The 14,941-nt window shown below is 68.3% G+C and carries 12 protein-coding genes; 7 read left to right on the forward strand and 5 right to left on the reverse strand.

The features are described 5' to 3' along the window. Window positions 1-5 precede the first annotated feature (5 nt). The 5 genes from ASD42_RS00760 to ASD42_RS00780 are packed head-to-tail and all read right to left on the reverse strand — an operon-like array spanning window position 6 to window position 5,161. Window positions 6-1,112: an acyl-CoA dehydrogenase family protein gene (locus tag ASD42_RS00760; protein ID WP_056809146.1), complete on the reverse strand. Its 1,107-nt coding sequence runs from the start codon at window positions 1,110-1,112 to the stop codon at window positions 6-8. Then, the gene (locus tag ASD42_RS00765; RefSeq protein WP_056809148.1) at window positions 1,112-2,278 is read right to left on the reverse strand and encodes an acyl-CoA dehydrogenase family protein; all 1,167 of its coding nucleotides are present in this window, start codon (window positions 2,276-2,278) and stop codon (window positions 1,112-1,114) included. The genes ASD42_RS00760 and ASD42_RS00765 overlap by 1 nt, the downstream gene beginning before the upstream one ends. After that, window positions 2,275-3,057 carry an enoyl-CoA hydratase/isomerase family protein gene (locus ASD42_RS00770; protein WP_056809149.1) on the reverse strand — a complete coding sequence of 261 codons (783 nt, stop codon included), beginning with the start codon at window positions 3,055-3,057 and terminating at the stop codon, window positions 2,275-2,277. Before ASD42_RS00770 ends, ASD42_RS00765 begins: the two co-directional genes overlap by 4 nt. Then, entirely contained in the window at window positions 3,054-4,004 is a 951-nt protein-coding gene (locus ASD42_RS00775; protein WP_056809151.1) for an acyl-CoA dehydrogenase family protein, read from the reverse strand. The genes ASD42_RS00770 and ASD42_RS00775 overlap by 4 nt, the downstream gene beginning before the upstream one ends. Then, on the reverse strand, window positions 4,001-5,161 hold the full coding sequence (locus tag ASD42_RS00780) for an acyl-CoA dehydrogenase family protein (RefSeq protein ID WP_056809153.1): 1,161 nt from the start codon (window positions 5,159-5,161) through the stop codon (window positions 4,001-4,003). Before ASD42_RS00780 ends, ASD42_RS00775 begins: the two co-directional genes overlap by 4 nt. 118 nt (window positions 5,162-5,279) lie before the next feature. Between ASD42_RS00780 and ASD42_RS00785 the strand changes: the two genes are divergently transcribed. The 7 genes from ASD42_RS00785 to ASD42_RS00815 all read left to right on the forward strand — a co-directional run bounded on the left by ASD42_RS00785 (window position 5,280) and on the right by ASD42_RS00815 (window position 14,934). Further along, window positions 5,280-6,083 (forward strand): FadR/GntR family transcriptional regulator, encoded by an 804-nt coding sequence (locus ASD42_RS00785; protein ID WP_056809155.1) that lies wholly within the window; start codon window positions 5,280-5,282, stop codon window positions 6,081-6,083. A gap of 513 nt (window positions 6,084-6,596) precedes the next feature. Beyond that, a complete protein-coding gene (locus ASD42_RS00790; protein ID WP_056809157.1) occupies window positions 6,597-8,159 on the forward strand; it encodes an SMP-30/gluconolactonase/LRE family protein in 1,563 nt (520 codons plus the stop codon). 8 nt (window positions 8,160-8,167) lie between these two features. Continuing rightward, entirely contained in the window at window positions 8,168-9,016 is an 849-nt protein-coding gene (locus tag ASD42_RS00795; protein ID WP_442938602.1) for an SDR family NAD(P)-dependent oxidoreductase, read from the forward strand. Further along, complete coding sequence (locus ASD42_RS00800) at window positions 9,013-10,395, forward strand: aromatic ring-hydroxylating oxygenase subunit alpha (RefSeq protein WP_056809161.1); 1,383 nt, start codon at window positions 9,013-9,015, stop codon at window positions 10,393-10,395. Before ASD42_RS00795 ends, ASD42_RS00800 begins: the two co-directional genes overlap by 4 nt. Window positions 10,396-10,445: 50 nt before the next feature. Continuing rightward, window positions 10,446-12,287, forward strand: coding sequence for a flavin-containing monooxygenase (locus tag ASD42_RS00805; RefSeq protein WP_056815077.1), 1,842 nt, complete (start codon window positions 10,446-10,448; stop codon window positions 12,285-12,287). A gap of 24 nt (window positions 12,288-12,311) precedes the next feature. Beyond that, on the forward strand, window positions 12,312-13,238 hold the full coding sequence (locus ASD42_RS00810) for an SDR family NAD(P)-dependent oxidoreductase (protein WP_056809163.1): 927 nt from the start codon (window positions 12,312-12,314) through the stop codon (window positions 13,236-13,238). Next, window positions 13,228-14,934 carry a thiamine pyrophosphate-binding protein gene (locus ASD42_RS00815; protein WP_056809166.1) on the forward strand — a complete coding sequence of 569 codons (1,707 nt, stop codon included), beginning with the start codon at window positions 13,228-13,230 and terminating at the stop codon, window positions 14,932-14,934. The genes ASD42_RS00810 and ASD42_RS00815 overlap by 11 nt, the downstream gene beginning before the upstream one ends. The last annotated feature ends 7 nt before the right edge of the window (window positions 14,935-14,941 follow it).

The raw sequence follows: 14,941 nt of genomic DNA on the forward strand, positions 1-14,941 counted from the left end.
GCCGTTCAGGCGCCCCAACGGTGCGGCGTCTGAACGGAATACCGCCGGGCCAGCCGGGCGCGATGCTGGGCGGGCGAACCGAACAGCGACCGGTTGAGCGCGGCTCGCTTGAGATAGACATGGATGCCGCTCTCCCAGGTGTAGCCCATTCCCCCGTGCAACTGCATCGCCTTGCCGGCGATATCCACCGCCGTCGCGCACGCGTAGGACTTGGCCATCGAGGCCGAGGTCGCCGCATCGGCACCGGAGGCACAGACTGTCTGGGCCCGTACCGCGGCGTCGACCAGCTTCGCCGCGACCGTCACCTGAACGAGCATGTCGGCACACGCGTGCTTGACGGCCTGAAAAGACCCGATGGCGCGGCCGAACTGTTCTCGCACCGCGACGTGGGCGACGGTGGCGTCGAGCATCGCCCGGCTCAGGCCGAGACTGTCGCAAGCCACCGCGACGGCGGCCCGATCACGCAACCGGCCCAGCGCATCGCACCGATAGCCGTCTTCGAAGTGCCACAACGACTCCGGCGACACCGCGACATCCTCGGCGACGATGTCGCCGAGGCGCCGGGTCGCGTCGAGCACCGGTCGCTCGGTGACGAGCAGCCCGCGCGCATGAGGGTCGAGGTCGACGAGCACGACCTCGCCCGCCGGATCGACGGCGGGGACCAGCAGCCGCCCCGCGCCGGGCGCGTCGAGGACGAAATCCGCCGCGCCGCGCAGCAGCGGCCCACGCGGTGAGTCCTCGATCCGAAACAGCTTCTCCTCCATGCCTTCTGCAGCCAGCGCCACGATCGGGACGACGGATCCCACAGCGGTCTCGCGCAGGAGTCGGTCCCTATCCGGTGTCGGCACAGCATGATCGAGGGCTCCGACAGCGAGCGCCGCGACCGCCGGGTACGGTCCGGACGCGGCGGCCCGACCGATCTCGGTGAGAACCACGGCGACCTCGGCGAAGCCGGCGTCGGCGCCGTCGAACGCCGCCGATACTTCCAGCCCCGGCCAGCCCGCTTGCGCGATCGTCGCCCAGCGGGGTGCGGAGTCGGCGAGCAGTTCCCGCGCTACCGCGGCCACCTCGGCGTGCAGCTCGGCGAGGTCGTCGGTGTGGTTCGAGTTCATCACTTCCCTCTGGGCTCGCGAGGTAGGCCGAGGCCGCGCTCGCCGATGATGGTGCGCTGGATTTCGCTGGTGCCACCTGGAATCGTCCACTCCCACGAACCGAGGAAATCCAGCATCCAGGCGCCGGACTCCCAGCCGCTCGACAGTGGCTTTCGTAACTCGGTGTGCGCGGCCAGACCCGCCACCTCGGTGCCGAAGTCGGTCATGCGTTGCAGCAACTCGCTGTAGTACAGCTTCACGATCGACGCGTCGGCCGGTCCGGGCGCGGCCTCGGCGACGAAGTCGGCGCACAGGGCGCGCAGCCCGGTGAGCTCGATCTCGAGTGCCGCGAGACGGTCGAGCACCACGGGGTCGTCGAGCGGACAGCTCTCGACCAGCCGGCCGAAACCACCGTTGCCGAGTCGCTCGGCCAGTTCCAGCATCGTCATCCCGCGTTCGGCGCCTAGGGTTCGCTGCGCGACCTGCCACCCGGTGTTCTCCCGGCCGACCAGGCGGTCGGTCGCGATGACCACGTCGTCGAGGAAGATCTCACAGAAGTGCGACTCCCCCGTCGCCTGACGGATGGGCCTGACCTCGACGCCGGGTGACCGCATATCCAGCAGAAAATACGAAATGCCTTGTCGCGCGGGCGCATCGGGATCGGTGCGGGCGAGCAGCAGGCACCAATCCGCGTACTGCGCGCCGCTGGCCCACAGCTTCTGCCCGTTGACGACATAACCGTCGGGTCCTCGGCGCGCGGTGGTGGCGAGCGCGGCCAGGTCCGAGCCCGCGCCGGGCTCGGAGAAGCCCTGGCACCAGATCTCGCCGTCCAGGATGGCCGGAAGGTGGCGTCGGCGTTGCTCGTCGGTCCCCGCGGCGAGCAGCGTGGCCGCCGCGTGGTGGATCGAGACGAAAGCCAGTACCAGCCGGGGCGCGTCGTGGGCGGCGAGTTCCTGATAGAGCACCACCTGCTCGGCCGACGACATCCCGCCGCCGTATTCCTTCGGCCAGTGCGGCACCGCGAACCCGCCTGCCCGCAATCGCTGGAACCAGGACTGCTGGAACTCGACGAACTCCCGGTCCGAGACGCCGGTCTGGGCTGTGCGCCAGTCGACGGGAATGTTCGTCCGGCACCACTGTCGGACCTCGGTGCGACAGTCGTCGAGGGTCCGGGACTCCCCCGTCACCGGCTGCGCGCCTGCTCGTGCAGCGCGCGCAGCCGGTCACGGTGCGCGGCGGACTCCATGGTCGCGACCTCCGCAGCGAAACCGGCCTGCATCGGACCACCGAGCGCCTGGGACAGATACATGTTCACGATCCGTTTGGTACCGCGCACGGCCTCGGGCGGCAACGCGGCCAACCGTCGGGCCAGCGCATGCGCCTCGGTGAGCAGGGCGTCGGGGGCGGTGCTGCGGGTGGCGAGCCCGAGCTCGACGGCGGTGGCCGCGCTGATCCGATCACCGGTGAACAGGAACTCCCGCGACCGCAGGATCGGCGTGAGCAACGGCCAGAACGCGGCCCCGCCGTCCCCGGCGACCAGGCCGACCGCGACATGCGGGTCGGCCAGATATGCCCGCTCGGAAATGAGCACCACATCGCACAGCACCGCGAGGCTGCCGCCTAGCCCTACCGCCGGTCCGTTGACCGCCGCGATCACCGGCAGCGGGAAGCGCAGCATCTCCTCGATGATCTGTGCCCCCTCTCTGATGCTCTCGTCGCGTGCGAGGGGATCGTCGAGAAACGAGGTGATCCAGTCGAGATCGCCGCCCGCGCTGAAAGCCCGGCCCGCCCCGGTGAGGATCACGACCCCGGCTTCGGGATCGGCGGCGAGCTGCCGCCAGACATTCGCGAGCGCCCAGTGCAGAACCTTGTTCACCGCGTTCAGCTCACCGGGTCGGTTGATCACCACGGTGCGGATCGGGCCGTCGCGTTCCACGATCAGTTCGTCGGGCAGGTCGTAGTTCACCCGGTCACCGCCGCGGGGTCCTCGTCGAACAAACCGGTCAGGCCGGTGCGCCCGATGCGCCGCGTCAACGCGTCGCCGGTGCCCGACAATCCGAGCGGCAAACGCCGCAGCGGCAAGCTGTAGCGCGAGAGCCACGACAGCGTCGACTCGTCGCAGAAGCCGATCGCGCCGTGCAACTGGTGGGCAACCCGGAAGACGATCTCGGCCGCCTCGATCGCGGCCGACCGCAGTGCGAGCGCGTCGTCGAGTGCCTCGTCGCGACCCACCTGGATGCTCCACAGCGCGTACTTCGCCAGCACGTCGAGACCGGTGCGCTCCACCTCGGCTTCGGTGAGCTGGAACTGCACGCCCTGCAGTTGCGCGAGCGGCTTGCCGAACTGCTCACGCAGCAGCACGTGGGCGCGGGTGAGATCCATCGCGCGGTCGAGCATGCCGAGCAATGTCCAGCACGGCAGCACCAGCCCGAGTGCCACGTCGGCCGCGCCGTCGTCGTCGAGATATCCCAGCTCGAGCGAGGTCACGAACGACGAGCCGCGTGGCGACCGCGACGGTCCTACCGCCACACTGCTGCGGCGGCCCGACAATGTCACTGCCGCCCACCGCAATTCGAGGTCGGCGACGGGCGCCTCCGGGCGGTGGTCGGCGATCACGAGCAGGCCGTCGACCTCGAGATCGGCGGGCCGCGAGAGCCGTTCGGCCAGCGGATAGGGCACAGCCCAATAGCCCGCGCTGCGGCACAGCGCCGCCGCCGCCTCCAGCTCGTCGGCATCGTTGCGCGGGTCGAGGTCCCAGGCACCCAGTCCACTCAGCACCGGCGCGACCAGACTCGAGCGCCTGCCCGGTTCACGCTCCGCGAGCTGAACCAACTGATCACCGCCCGCCGCTTCCAGAGCGCGCGAGGCCTGCGAGCCGAACTCGAGCGCATCCGCGCTCAGATCGATGTTCACGACACCGCCAGCAATGCTCGGGCCAGCAGAATCCGCTGCATCTCGATACTTCCCGAAGCCACGGTCGCGGCTTGCGAATAGCGCCAGTGCTCCTCGGACTCGCGGCGGAAACGTTGGAGCCCTTCATCATTCGAGGATTCGGTCGATCCGGCGTAGGCGGCGATCTCCACCAGCACCTCGGCGCTGTCCTGGTCGAGGGTGGTCACCGCAATCCGATAGGCCGCGGCGTCGCTGGGACGTACCCGGCCGACACGTTGCAGCGAGAGCACCCGATAGGCGAGCAACCGAGCCCGCCTGCAATGGGTCAGCATGCGCGCCCACCGGCCACGCAGTTCGGCCGGCAGTTCGTCCCACCGGTCCCCGAGCGCCGTGGGCGCGGCGCGCAGCAGACGTTCGCACCGGGCGTAGCGGGCGATACCGACCCGCTCGAAGGCCAGCACCTCCTGGACCACTTTCCAGCCCTCGTCGACCGGGCCGAGCACATCGGCTTCGGTGACCCGCAGATCGTCGAAGAAGACCTCGTTGAGGTGGTGCGGGCCGATCATGGAGCGTATCGGGCGAACGACGATGGCCGGGTTGGACATCGGGACGAGAAAGATCGTCAGACCGGACTGCTTGCGTTCCCCGGTCGAGGTCCGGGCCAGCAGGAAGCACCACTGAGCCATCGCAGCGTAGGAGGTCCAGACCTTCTGACCGGAGATCCGCCAGCCGTCACCGTCGCGGCGGGCCGCGGTGCGCAACGACGCCAGGTCCGAGCCCGAATCCGGCTCGCTGAAACCCTGACACCAGATCACCTCCCCGCGCGCGATCGGGGGCAGATGGGTCCGCTGCTGGGCCGCGGTGCCGTGTCGCATGATCGTCGGCCCCACCCAGTTCACGCCCATGTATTGCGCGCCGCGCGGCTCGTGGTGCGCCCACATCTCCTCGCGCACCACGGTCTGTTCCCAGAGCGAGGCATCGCGGCCGCCGAACTCGGCGGGCCAGGCCAGACAGAGCAGACCCCGTTCGGCGAGCAGACGGGAAAACCGCTGGGCAGCAGCGAAATCGGCCGGATCGTCGGTGAAGGCCCCCAGAAAATCAGCCGGGACGTGCTCATCCACCAGTCGGCGCAGCTCCCCCCGCAGGTCCGCGGCAGCCGTACCCATCGTGAAATCCATGATCAGACTGTAGTTAATCCTCATAAGGATAGCAATATTTGACACGATAAGGATAGCAATACTTGAATGGTTGACCCGCGATCAATTACACTCCCGCCATGGACGATCGGCGGGTTCGTTGACCACCCCGAGACGGGGCCGGGTTCCGCAGCGCCGCATCGCGGAAACCGTCGCGGCGGAACTGCGCGACCACATCCTCTCCGACGACAACTACCGTCTCCCGACCCAGGATCAACTGGTCAAGGACTTCGGCGTCAGCTATCCCTCGATCCGGGAATCGCTGCGCATCCTGGAGACCGAGGGCCTGGTCACCGTCCGCCGCGGCAATGTCGGCGGCGCCGAGGTACACCGACCCGACGAGGTCTCGGCGGCCTATCACCTCGGCCTCGCCCTCCAGGGCGCCCGGGTGACGCTGGGCGATCTCGCATCCGGACTACAGGCGCTCGAGCCGATGTGTGCCGCCGAATGCGCCCGGCGCGAGGACCGCGCCGAAGTGGTCGTCCCCGCCCTCCAGGCCGCCGTCGACGCCTCGGCCACCATGGTCGGCGACGGCGTGGCCTTCACCCAATCCGCCCGCGAGTTCCACGATCTCGTCGTCTCGTTCACGCCGAACGTGACCGTCCGCTACGTCATCAGCACGCTCGTGGCCCTGTGGTCGGCACAGGAGCAAGCCTGGGCGGAAGCGACGACTCGACGCGGCGAGTACCCCTCCGAGGCCGACGCGCAAGACGCCGTGCGCTTCCATCGCCGGCTCGTCGACGAGATCGCTGCGGGTCGAGCGGAGGAGGCCGAGCGGCTGGCGCGCGCACACCTGGCCGCGACGCAGGCAGTGGTGCTCGAACGTTTCGACGGCGGCGTCGTCAACGCTTCGTCGGCCATGTCACGCCAGTCGATCCAGTCCAGCCACCGCGCACGTATCTAGCCGCACCCGCGGGCCCGGTCGAGCTCCCTTCGACTTCGCGCGTTCGAATCAGGCTGACGCGGGTTGCCGATTCACGGCGGGGCACAACAACATTCACCCCTGCCGTGCCGTCGCTAGCGCCACGACGCTCAGCGGCCGCACGCCACTGCGTTCACCCCGGCTGACGGACACCAGCCTCGCCTCGCCGCCCTTGCCGCCGGACTCGGCGCCCACTCGCGCCCAGATCTCCTGACAATTCTCCACAAAAGCGCACGTCAACAGCGGTAGAGTGCTACTTGCAGCAAATGAGATTGCGATTCTCTCTCGTCGCGCATGCTAAACAATCCTTACAAGGATAACAATACTTGTAATGCTCACCACTTGCTGGCAGGCTCCGATCCACCGACGAAGTGGTCCGCATCACGATCCGGCGATCCGGCCGAGTGCGACGCCACCCCTCGCGGACCCCGACGCTCTCACCCCGGAGGAGGCCCCACCGTGACGCAAGGGGCGCGCTACATCAACACCACAGCAATGAGCCTCGCCGAAGGGTGGAGCCTGGAACGCCTCACTCCGCCGAGCCGGCTCTTCGGCGCGAACGGTCTGCGCACCGGCCCCGACGGGCGCGTCTATGTCGCCCAGGTGACCGGGAGCCAGATCAGCGCACTCGACATCACGACCGGTCGACTCGAGACGATCAGCGCCAAGGGCGGCGACATCATCGCGCCCGACGATCTGGCCTTCGACGACCAGGGCAATCTGTTCGCCACCGAGGTGATGGACGGGCGCGTCAGCATGCGCGGCGCCGACGGCCACACTCGGGTCCTGCGCGACGACCTGCCGAGCGCGAACGGCATCACCGTGCATCAGAACAGGTTGTTCGTCAACGAATGTCGTGTCGGCGGGCGACTGATGGAACTGTTCACCGACGGCAGTGAGCCCCGCGTTCTCGCGGAGAACCTCGCGATGCCCAACGCCATGGAGGTCGGTCCCGACGGGCTCCTCTACTACCCGGTGATGGGCACCAACGACATCTGGCGCATCGACCCGCTCGGCGGTGAACCCGAACGAGTGGTGGGCGATCTCGGTGTCCCGGACTCGGTGAAGTTCGACGCGGCGGGCAATATCGTGTCCACCCAGGTCAGTACCGGCGAGGTGCTGCGCATCGATCCCCGCACCGGCGAGCGCACCGTGCTGGCCACGCTGAACCCCGGTTTGGACAACTGCACCTTCGTCGACGGCAGGCTGTTCGTCTCGAATTTCACCGGCGAGATCACCGAGATCCTCGACGGCGGGCAGACCCGCACGACCCTGCCCGGCGGCCTGAACTGGCCGCTGGATCTCACCGTCGACAGCGACGGCGAACTCTACGTCGCCGACGGCACCTACTTCTATGTCCTGCGGCCGGGGGGCGCGCCGGAGACGGTGGGGATGCTGTTCAGCCCCGGCTATCCAGGCTTCATCCGCGGCGTAACCGCCGTCGGCGCAGGCGAATTCATCGTCACCACCTCGGGCGGTCAGATCACGCGCTACCGGCCCGCGACCCAGGAGAGCGAGGTGCTGGCCGACGAACTCGACCAGCTCTACGGTGTCGCGGTCGCACCCAGCGGTGACATCGTCGCCGCGGAGTTCGGTACGGGCCGGGTGCTGGCCGTGCGATCCGGCGGCCGCGTCGAACAGTTGGCCGCCGACCTGCACCAGCCGATCGGCGTCGCGTTCACACCGGACGGGACCTGCCTGGTGGCCGAATCCGGTGCGGGACGCATCGTTTCGGTGAGCAGCGCCGACGTCGACACGGTGGTGGACGGTCTGGAACAGCCCCAGGGAATCCTGGTGCGCGAGGGCGCACTCTATGTCGTCGATGTCGGCAGCAAGTCGCTGATCAGCGTAGATCTCGCGACCAAGGTGCGCACCACGCTCGCTCAGAACCTGCCGGTCGGCGCTCCGCCCGGAGTCACGCCCAAGCCGCTGCGCGGATTGCCGCCGTTCTCCGGACCGCAGGGCCCCTTCGCCGGGATCACCGCCGGACCCGACGGCACGCTGTATCTGTCGGCCGACGCCGAGGGCAGCGTGCTCGCGCTGCGACGCACGACATGAGCCGGGCCGTGCCGACCGATCTCACCGGACGCGTCGTCGTCGTGTCCGGTGCGGCGGGCGGCGGGATCGGGACCTCGGTGGTCGAGATGGTCGCACGGGCCGGGGCCACCGTGATCGCGGTGAGCCGATCTCCGGACAACCTCGCCACCCACCTCGACCCGCTGGTGGCGCAGGGGCTCTCGATTGTTCCGGTGGCCGCCGACGCCTCGACCGACGACGGCATCGCCACGGTGCTCGCGCAGATCCGCGCAACCGAGGGCGAGCTGCACGGGCTGGTCAATGTCGCGGGCGGCGCCGCGCCGGCGACGTGGATGCCCGCGCTGCGGGTGAGCCGCGCGGATTGGCGCGCGTTGTTCACCCAGAACCTGGAAACGATGTTCTTCATGAGTCAGGCTGTGGCCGCCGAACTGAAAGCACGACAGCGGCCCGGCTCGATCGTCTCGATCTCCTCGATCAGCGGGATGAACACCGCGCCCTTCCATATCGGCTACGGCACAGCCAAGGCCGCGCTGGTGGCCGCGACCCGGACGCTGGCCGTGGAACTCGCCGCCGACGGCATCCGGGTGAACGCCGTGGCCCCCGGAGTGACCAAGACCCCGGCCTCGGCCACCTATGTCGGCGAGGACGCCGAGCGGGACCGCCGGGCCATCGCCATGGGTCGACGCGGTCGACCCGACGAGCAGGCGGGCGCGATCTTGTTCCTGCTCTCGGACCTGTCGACCTACATCACGGGCCAGACCCTGCTGGTCGACGGCGGGCTCGACCTCAAGTGGACCCACCTCGACGCCGACCACACCTCCCTGTTCCTCGAGGACGCCGCGTTCCGAGCCGCCATCACCCGTGAGGAGAAGCCATGACCGACACTGTCGACAACATCGAATCCGCGGTCGCCGCAACCGAAGAAGCGCTGTCGACGCCGCGCACCATCGGCGTCGAGGCCTATCTGTCCGAGGAGTACGCCCGCGCCGAACGCGACAAACTGTGGGCCAAGGTGTGGCAGCAGGTCGGCCGGGTCGAGGAGTTGGCGAAGGTCGGAGATTTCCTCACCTACGACATCCTCGACGACTCGATCATCGTGACGCGGTCGGGACCGGACACCCTTCGCGCGTACTACAACGTCTGCTCGCATCGGGGTCGCAGGCTGGTCGACACCGCCCCGTACTCGCGCGATACACACGGCAGCTGCAAGCAATTCGTCTGCGGTTTCCACGGCTGGCGCTACGACCTGGAGGGCAACAACACCTTCGCGGCCGAGCAGCAGGACTGGCCGCGCGGTCTGACCCCGGACAAGACTCGGCTCTCCCAGGTCAGGGTCGACACCTGGGGCGGGTGGATCTGGATCACCATGGACCCCGACGCCGAATCGCTGCGGGACTATCTGGAACCGGCCGCGAGCCTGCTCGATCCGTTCCAGCTGGAGAACATGCGCTACCGCTGGCGGCGCTGGTTGGTCTTCGACTGCAATTGGAAGGTCGCGCTGGAGGCCTTCATGGAGACCTACCACGTGCCCTACACCCACCCCGAGTTCATGAATTTCGGCAACTTCCTCGGATGGTCGCGCGCCCAGGGCAAGCACAGCAACATCGGCTACGACGCACCCAAGGGCATGGAGGAGAACCAGGCGAAACTGCGGCTCGGGGCCGGGCCGGACGCCCGCATGTCCACGGCCGAACTACAGAACTTCACCTGGGAGAACGCCAACACCAACACCACGAGGACCCTGGTCGACGCCGCGAATCGCCTGGTAGCCGAACTGCCGGAGGGCACGCCGGCCGATCAGGTGCTCAAGCACTGGCTGCAATCGGCCAGGAACTACGACGCCGACCGCGGAGTGGTGTGGCCGACGGTGGACCCGCAGGTGGTCGCCGCCGCCGGTACCGCATGGCAGATCTTTCCCAACTTCCAGATCGGTCACGCGCTCAACAACATGCTCTGCTACAGCGCCAGGCCCTTCGGCTACGACCCGGACAAGTGCATCTTCGAAGCCGCGGTCTACGAACTGTTCCCAGCGGGCCAGGAACCGAAGACCGAGTGGGAATACACCGCCGAGGACGATCCCGCGTGGCGCACGGTGCTGCCCCAGGACTTCTCCAACATGGCCGCGGTTCAACGGGGCATGAAGACGCGCGGGTTCTCCGGACCCAAGCCCAACCCGTACCGCGAACGCAGCGTCGTCAACCTGCACCACAACCTGGCCACCTACATGGGCACCGGCGCACCGCGCGATCTCGCCTGAGTCCCGTGCCCCACTCACCCGAAACACCGCATCACACCGAGGAATTCGCCATGCACACCTGCGAACCGACGCAGACGCCCGAGGTCGATCGCGACGCGCTCCGAGCGAGGTATCTCGCCGAGCGCGACAAGCGGATCCGCCCGGAGGGCCAGCAGCAGTACGTGGAGGCCGAGGCGGAATTCGCCGAGTACCACGAGTCCGATCCCTACACCCCGGTCGTAGCGCGGCCGCCGATCTCGCAGGACATCGATGTCGCGATCCTCGGCGGCGGACTGGCCGGACTCGTCACCGCGGCCCGGATCGCCGGTGCCGGGGTGGAGAACTTCCGCATCATCGAGCACGCCGGTGATTTCGGCGGCGCCTGGTACTGGAACCGCTACCCCGGCATCCAGTGCGACACCGACTGCTACTGCTACCTGCCGCTGCTCGAGGAAGTGGGTTACATCCCCCAACAGAAGTACTCCTTCGGCGACGAGGTCTTCGAGCACTGCCAACGCATCGGCAAGCACTTCGGGCTCTACGAGAAGGCGATCTTCGGCACGCTGACCCGTTCGATGGCGTGGGACGCATCGATTCAGCGCTGGCGGATCGGCACCAACCGGGGCGACGAGATCCGCGCGCGCTTCGTCATCATGTGCCAGGGCCCGTTCAACCGGCCCAAGCTTCCCGGCATCCCCGGGATCGCCGATTTCGCGGGCCACACTTTCCACACCGCGCGCTGGGACTACGACTACACCGGCGGCGACATGCGCGGCGGCCTGGACAAACTCGCCGACAAGCGGGTGGCGATCATCGGCACCGGCGCCAGCGGGGTGCAGTCGATCCCCCACCTCGCCCGCTCCGCGCAGCACCTGACCGTCTTCCAGCGCACCCCGTCCTACATCTACGAGCGCGGCAACGTGCCGACCGACCCCGCGTGGGCACAGACCTTGCAGCCGGGTTGGCAGGAGGAGTTGCGTCGCAACTTCCACACCGGCGCGTTCGAAGCCTACGGTCCCGGTCAGAACGATCTGGTCTGCGACGGATGGACCGAGGTCAGCCGCAATGTGCGCGATCACCTCGACCGCACCGGCGGCTGGGCGGAGCTGACGCCGGAGAAGTTCATGGAGCTGCGGGAGCTGCTGGACTATCAGGCGATGCAGCGGGTGCGCGACCGTGTCGATGCCGTCGTCACCGATACGGCCACAGCGGAGGCGCTCAAGCCGTACTACCGATTCCTGTGCAAGCGGCCCTGTTTCAACGACGACTATCTGCCGACGTTCAACCGCCCCAACGTCACCCTCGTCGACGTGTCGGGCACCAAGGGCGTCGAACGGATCACCGCCGGGGGCATCGTCGCCGACGGTGTCGAACACGAGGTCGACTGCATCATCTTCGCCAGCGGCTTCGAGATCACCACCGACCTCGACCGGCGCTTCGGCATCGCCCCCTTCGCGGGCCGCGACGAGCTCTCGCTCTACGACCACTGGGCCAAGGGATATCGCACCCTGCACGGCACGATGACCACCGGCTTCCCGAACCAGTTCTTCACCGGCTTCGTCCAGGGTGGGGTGACCGCGAGCACGACGGCCATGTTCGAGCAGCAGGCCACCCACATCGCCTACATCATCAAGGAAACGCTGGCCCGTGGCGCGACCACGGTGGAACCCACCGCCGAGGCGCAGGAGCAGTGGTGCACCACCGTGCGCGAGAGCGCGATCGACAACAGCAACTTTCAGCGCGAGTGCACCCCCGGCTACTACAACAACGAGGGCGAGCAGCAGATCCGCTCCCACCTCGGTGACCCGTACTGGCCCGGGTTCTACGCCTTCGAGGATCTGCTCCAGGCGTGGCGCGACACCGGCGAGCTGCCCGGCCTTGCCCTCGGCACCCCGCCCGAACCGGCCCGATGAGGAGCGCGGTGAACGGAGCGCACCATGTCTGAGTTGGGTTTCGAGGGCAGAGTCGCCGTGATCACCGGCGCCGGAAGAGGATTGGGCCGCGCCTACGCGTTGCTGCTCGCCGCGAAGGGGGCCCGGGTCGTCGTCAACGACCCCGGCAGCACCATCAGCGGCGACAGCGGCGACGTCGGGGTCGCCGAGGCAGTGGTCCGCGAGATCACCGACGCCGGCGGTGCGGCGGTGGCCTGCACCGATTCGGTGGCGACCGCGCAGGGCGGTCAGGCGATCGTGCGGACCGCGCTCGACGCCTTCGGCCGGATCGACATCATCGTCCACAACGCGGGCAACAACCGGTACGCGCCACTCTCGGAGATGACCTACGAGGACTTCGACGCCGTGCTCGATGTCCACCTGCGCGGCGCGTTCCATGTGGTGCGGCCCGCCTTCGGGCTGATGTGCGCCGCCGGATACGGCCGGGTGGTCCTCACCTCGTCGATCGGCGGGCTGTACGGCAACCACCGGGTCGCCAACTACGGCGCGGCCAAGGCAGGTCTGATCGGACTGTCGAACGTGGTCGCGCTCGAGGGCGCCGAGCACGGCGTCCGCTGCAACGTGATCGTTCCCGCCGCGCTCACCCGCCTTGCCGAGGGCATCGACACCTCGGCCTACCCGCCCATGGACCCGGAGCTGGCGGCGCCGGTGGTGGGGTGGCTCGCGCACGAATCCTGTTCGATCACCGGCGAAATGCTGGTGTCGATCGCCGGACGGGTGGCGCGAGCGTTCATCGCCGAGACCCCCGGGGTGTATCAACCGTCCTGGTCGATCGAGGAGGTGGGCGCGCGGATCGACGCGATCCGCGCGACCGAGAATCCGTGGATCCTGCCGGTGGTTCCCTCCGGCCATCTCGACCACATCACCAAGAGCTTCGCGACAGCCATGGAGGGCAGCACGCATGTCGGTTAAAGTCTACGAACGCATTCTGCAACTCTTCGAGGCCGAAGGCATCAACACCCTCTTCGGCATTCCCGATCCGAACTTCGTGCACATGTTCCATCTCGCCGAAGAGCGCGGTTGGCAGGTGGTGGCCCCGCACCACGAGGAGTCCGCCGGTTTCATGGCCGAGGCCGTCTCCCGGATGACCGGAAAAGCCGCGGTGTGCATCGGCACGCTCGGCCCCGGCGTCGCCAATCTGGCCGGCGCGATGATGTGCGCCAAGGTCGAGAACTCGCCGGTCATCTTCCTCGGCGGGCAGCGCGCGCGGATCACCGAGCAGCGGGTGCGGCGCGGCCGTATCCAGTTCGTCAAGCAGGCCGCGCTGTTCGAACCGTCGGTGAAGTACTGCGCCAGTATCGAATACGCCGACCAGACCGACGAGGTCATCCGCGAGGGTCTGCGCAAGGCGCTCTCGGGCACCCCGGGCCCGGTGTACATCGAGTACCCCTCGCACGTGATCCAGGAAGAACTCGACGTCGCTCCCGCGCTGGCGCCCTCGGCCTATCGCCTGGTCGGGCAGACAGCGGGTCCGGACCGGATCGCCGAGGCGGTCGAGTACATCAGGGCGGCGAGCCAGCCCGTGCTGCTCGTGGGGCATGGCGTGCACACCACGCGCGCGGGCGCGTCGGTCCGCGCGCTCGCCGAGGCCATGGCTTGCCCGGTCATCCAGACCTCGGGCGGCACCTCCTTCATCCCCGGGCTCGAGGACCGCACCTTCCCGTACGGTTTCTCGGCGGCGGCGATCGACGCGGTGGTGAAATCCGATCTGTGCCTGGCCATCGGCACCGAATTGGGCGAGCCGGTGCACTACGGTCGCGGCAGGCACTGGGTCGCCAACGAGGCACACCGCAAGTGGATCCTCGTCGAGCAGGACCCCGAGGCCATCGGGGTGAACCGGTCGGTGGACGTGCCGCTGGTCGGCGACCTGCGCGCGATCGTCCCGCAGCTGGTCGAGGCGCTGCGCGAGACCCCGCGCACCCCCACACCCGAGCTCGCGGGCTGGATCGAACAGGACGCGGCCCAGCTCGCCGAACTGGCCGAGACCGCGCCGTCGGGGATGTCGCCGGTGCACCCGGCTCGGCTGATCGTGGAGGCGACGAAGTCGTTCCCGGCCGACGGCATCATGGTGCGCGACGGCGGCGCGACCACCATCTTCGGCTGGACCTACTCCCAGGCCAAACCCCATGACGTGATGTGGAATCAGAACTTCGGGCATCTGGGCACCGGCCTGCCGTACGCCGTCGGCGCCGGTGTGGCCGACGGCGGCAAGCGGCCGCTGATGCTGATCACCGGCGATTCCTCGTTCCAGTTCCACATCGCCGAACTGGAAACCGCGGCGCGGCTGAACCTTCCGCTGGTCTGCGTGGTCGCGGTCGACTACGCGTGGGGACTCGAGGTCGGCGTCTACAAGCGCACCTATGGCCAGGGCTCGCTCGAGACCGGCGTCCACTGGAGCACGAACACCCGCTTGGACAAGGTCGCCGAGGGTTTCGGTTGCTACGGCGAATACGTCGAACGCGACGAGGACATCGCCCCCGCCATCAAACGCGCCTACGCCAGCGGACGACCTGGCGTCATCCATGTCGCGGTCGACCCCAAGGCGAATTCGGAAGAAATGCCGAGTTATGACGAATTCCGCACCTGGTATGCGGAAGGAACTCAGTGAGGAAATC

This window comes from Nocardia sp. Root136, from assembly GCF_001427185.1.
In the GTDB taxonomy this organism is placed as follows: domain Bacteria; phylum Actinomycetota; class Actinomycetes; order Mycobacteriales; family Mycobacteriaceae; genus Nocardia; species Nocardia salmonicida.

Excerpts from the sequence above, each read along its gene's own strand:
- ASD42_RS00815 (WP_056809166.1), top strand. The coding sequence starts at position 13,228 with ATGTCGGTTAAAGTCTACGAACGCATTCTGCAACTCTTCGAGGCCGAA.
- ASD42_RS00780 (WP_056809153.1), bottom strand. The coding sequence starts at position 5,161 with ATGGATTTCACGATGGGTACGGCTGCCGCGGACCTGCGGGGGGAGCTG.
- ASD42_RS00800 (WP_056809161.1), top strand. The coding sequence starts at position 9,013 with ATGACCGACACTGTCGACAACATCGAATCCGCGGTCGCCGCAACCGAA.
- ASD42_RS00805 (WP_056815077.1), top strand. The coding sequence starts at position 10,446 with ATGCACACCTGCGAACCGACGCAGACGCCCGAGGTCGATCGCGACGCG.
- ASD42_RS00790 (WP_056809157.1), top strand. The coding sequence starts at position 6,597 with ATGAGCCTCGCCGAAGGGTGGAGCCTGGAACGCCTCACTCCGCCGAGC.
- ASD42_RS00760 (WP_056809146.1), bottom strand. The coding sequence starts at position 1,112 with ATGAACTCGAACCACACCGACGACCTCGCCGAGCTGCACGCCGAGGTG.
- ASD42_RS00810 (WP_056809163.1), top strand. The coding sequence starts at position 12,312 with ATGTCTGAGTTGGGTTTCGAGGGCAGAGTCGCCGTGATCACCGGCGCC.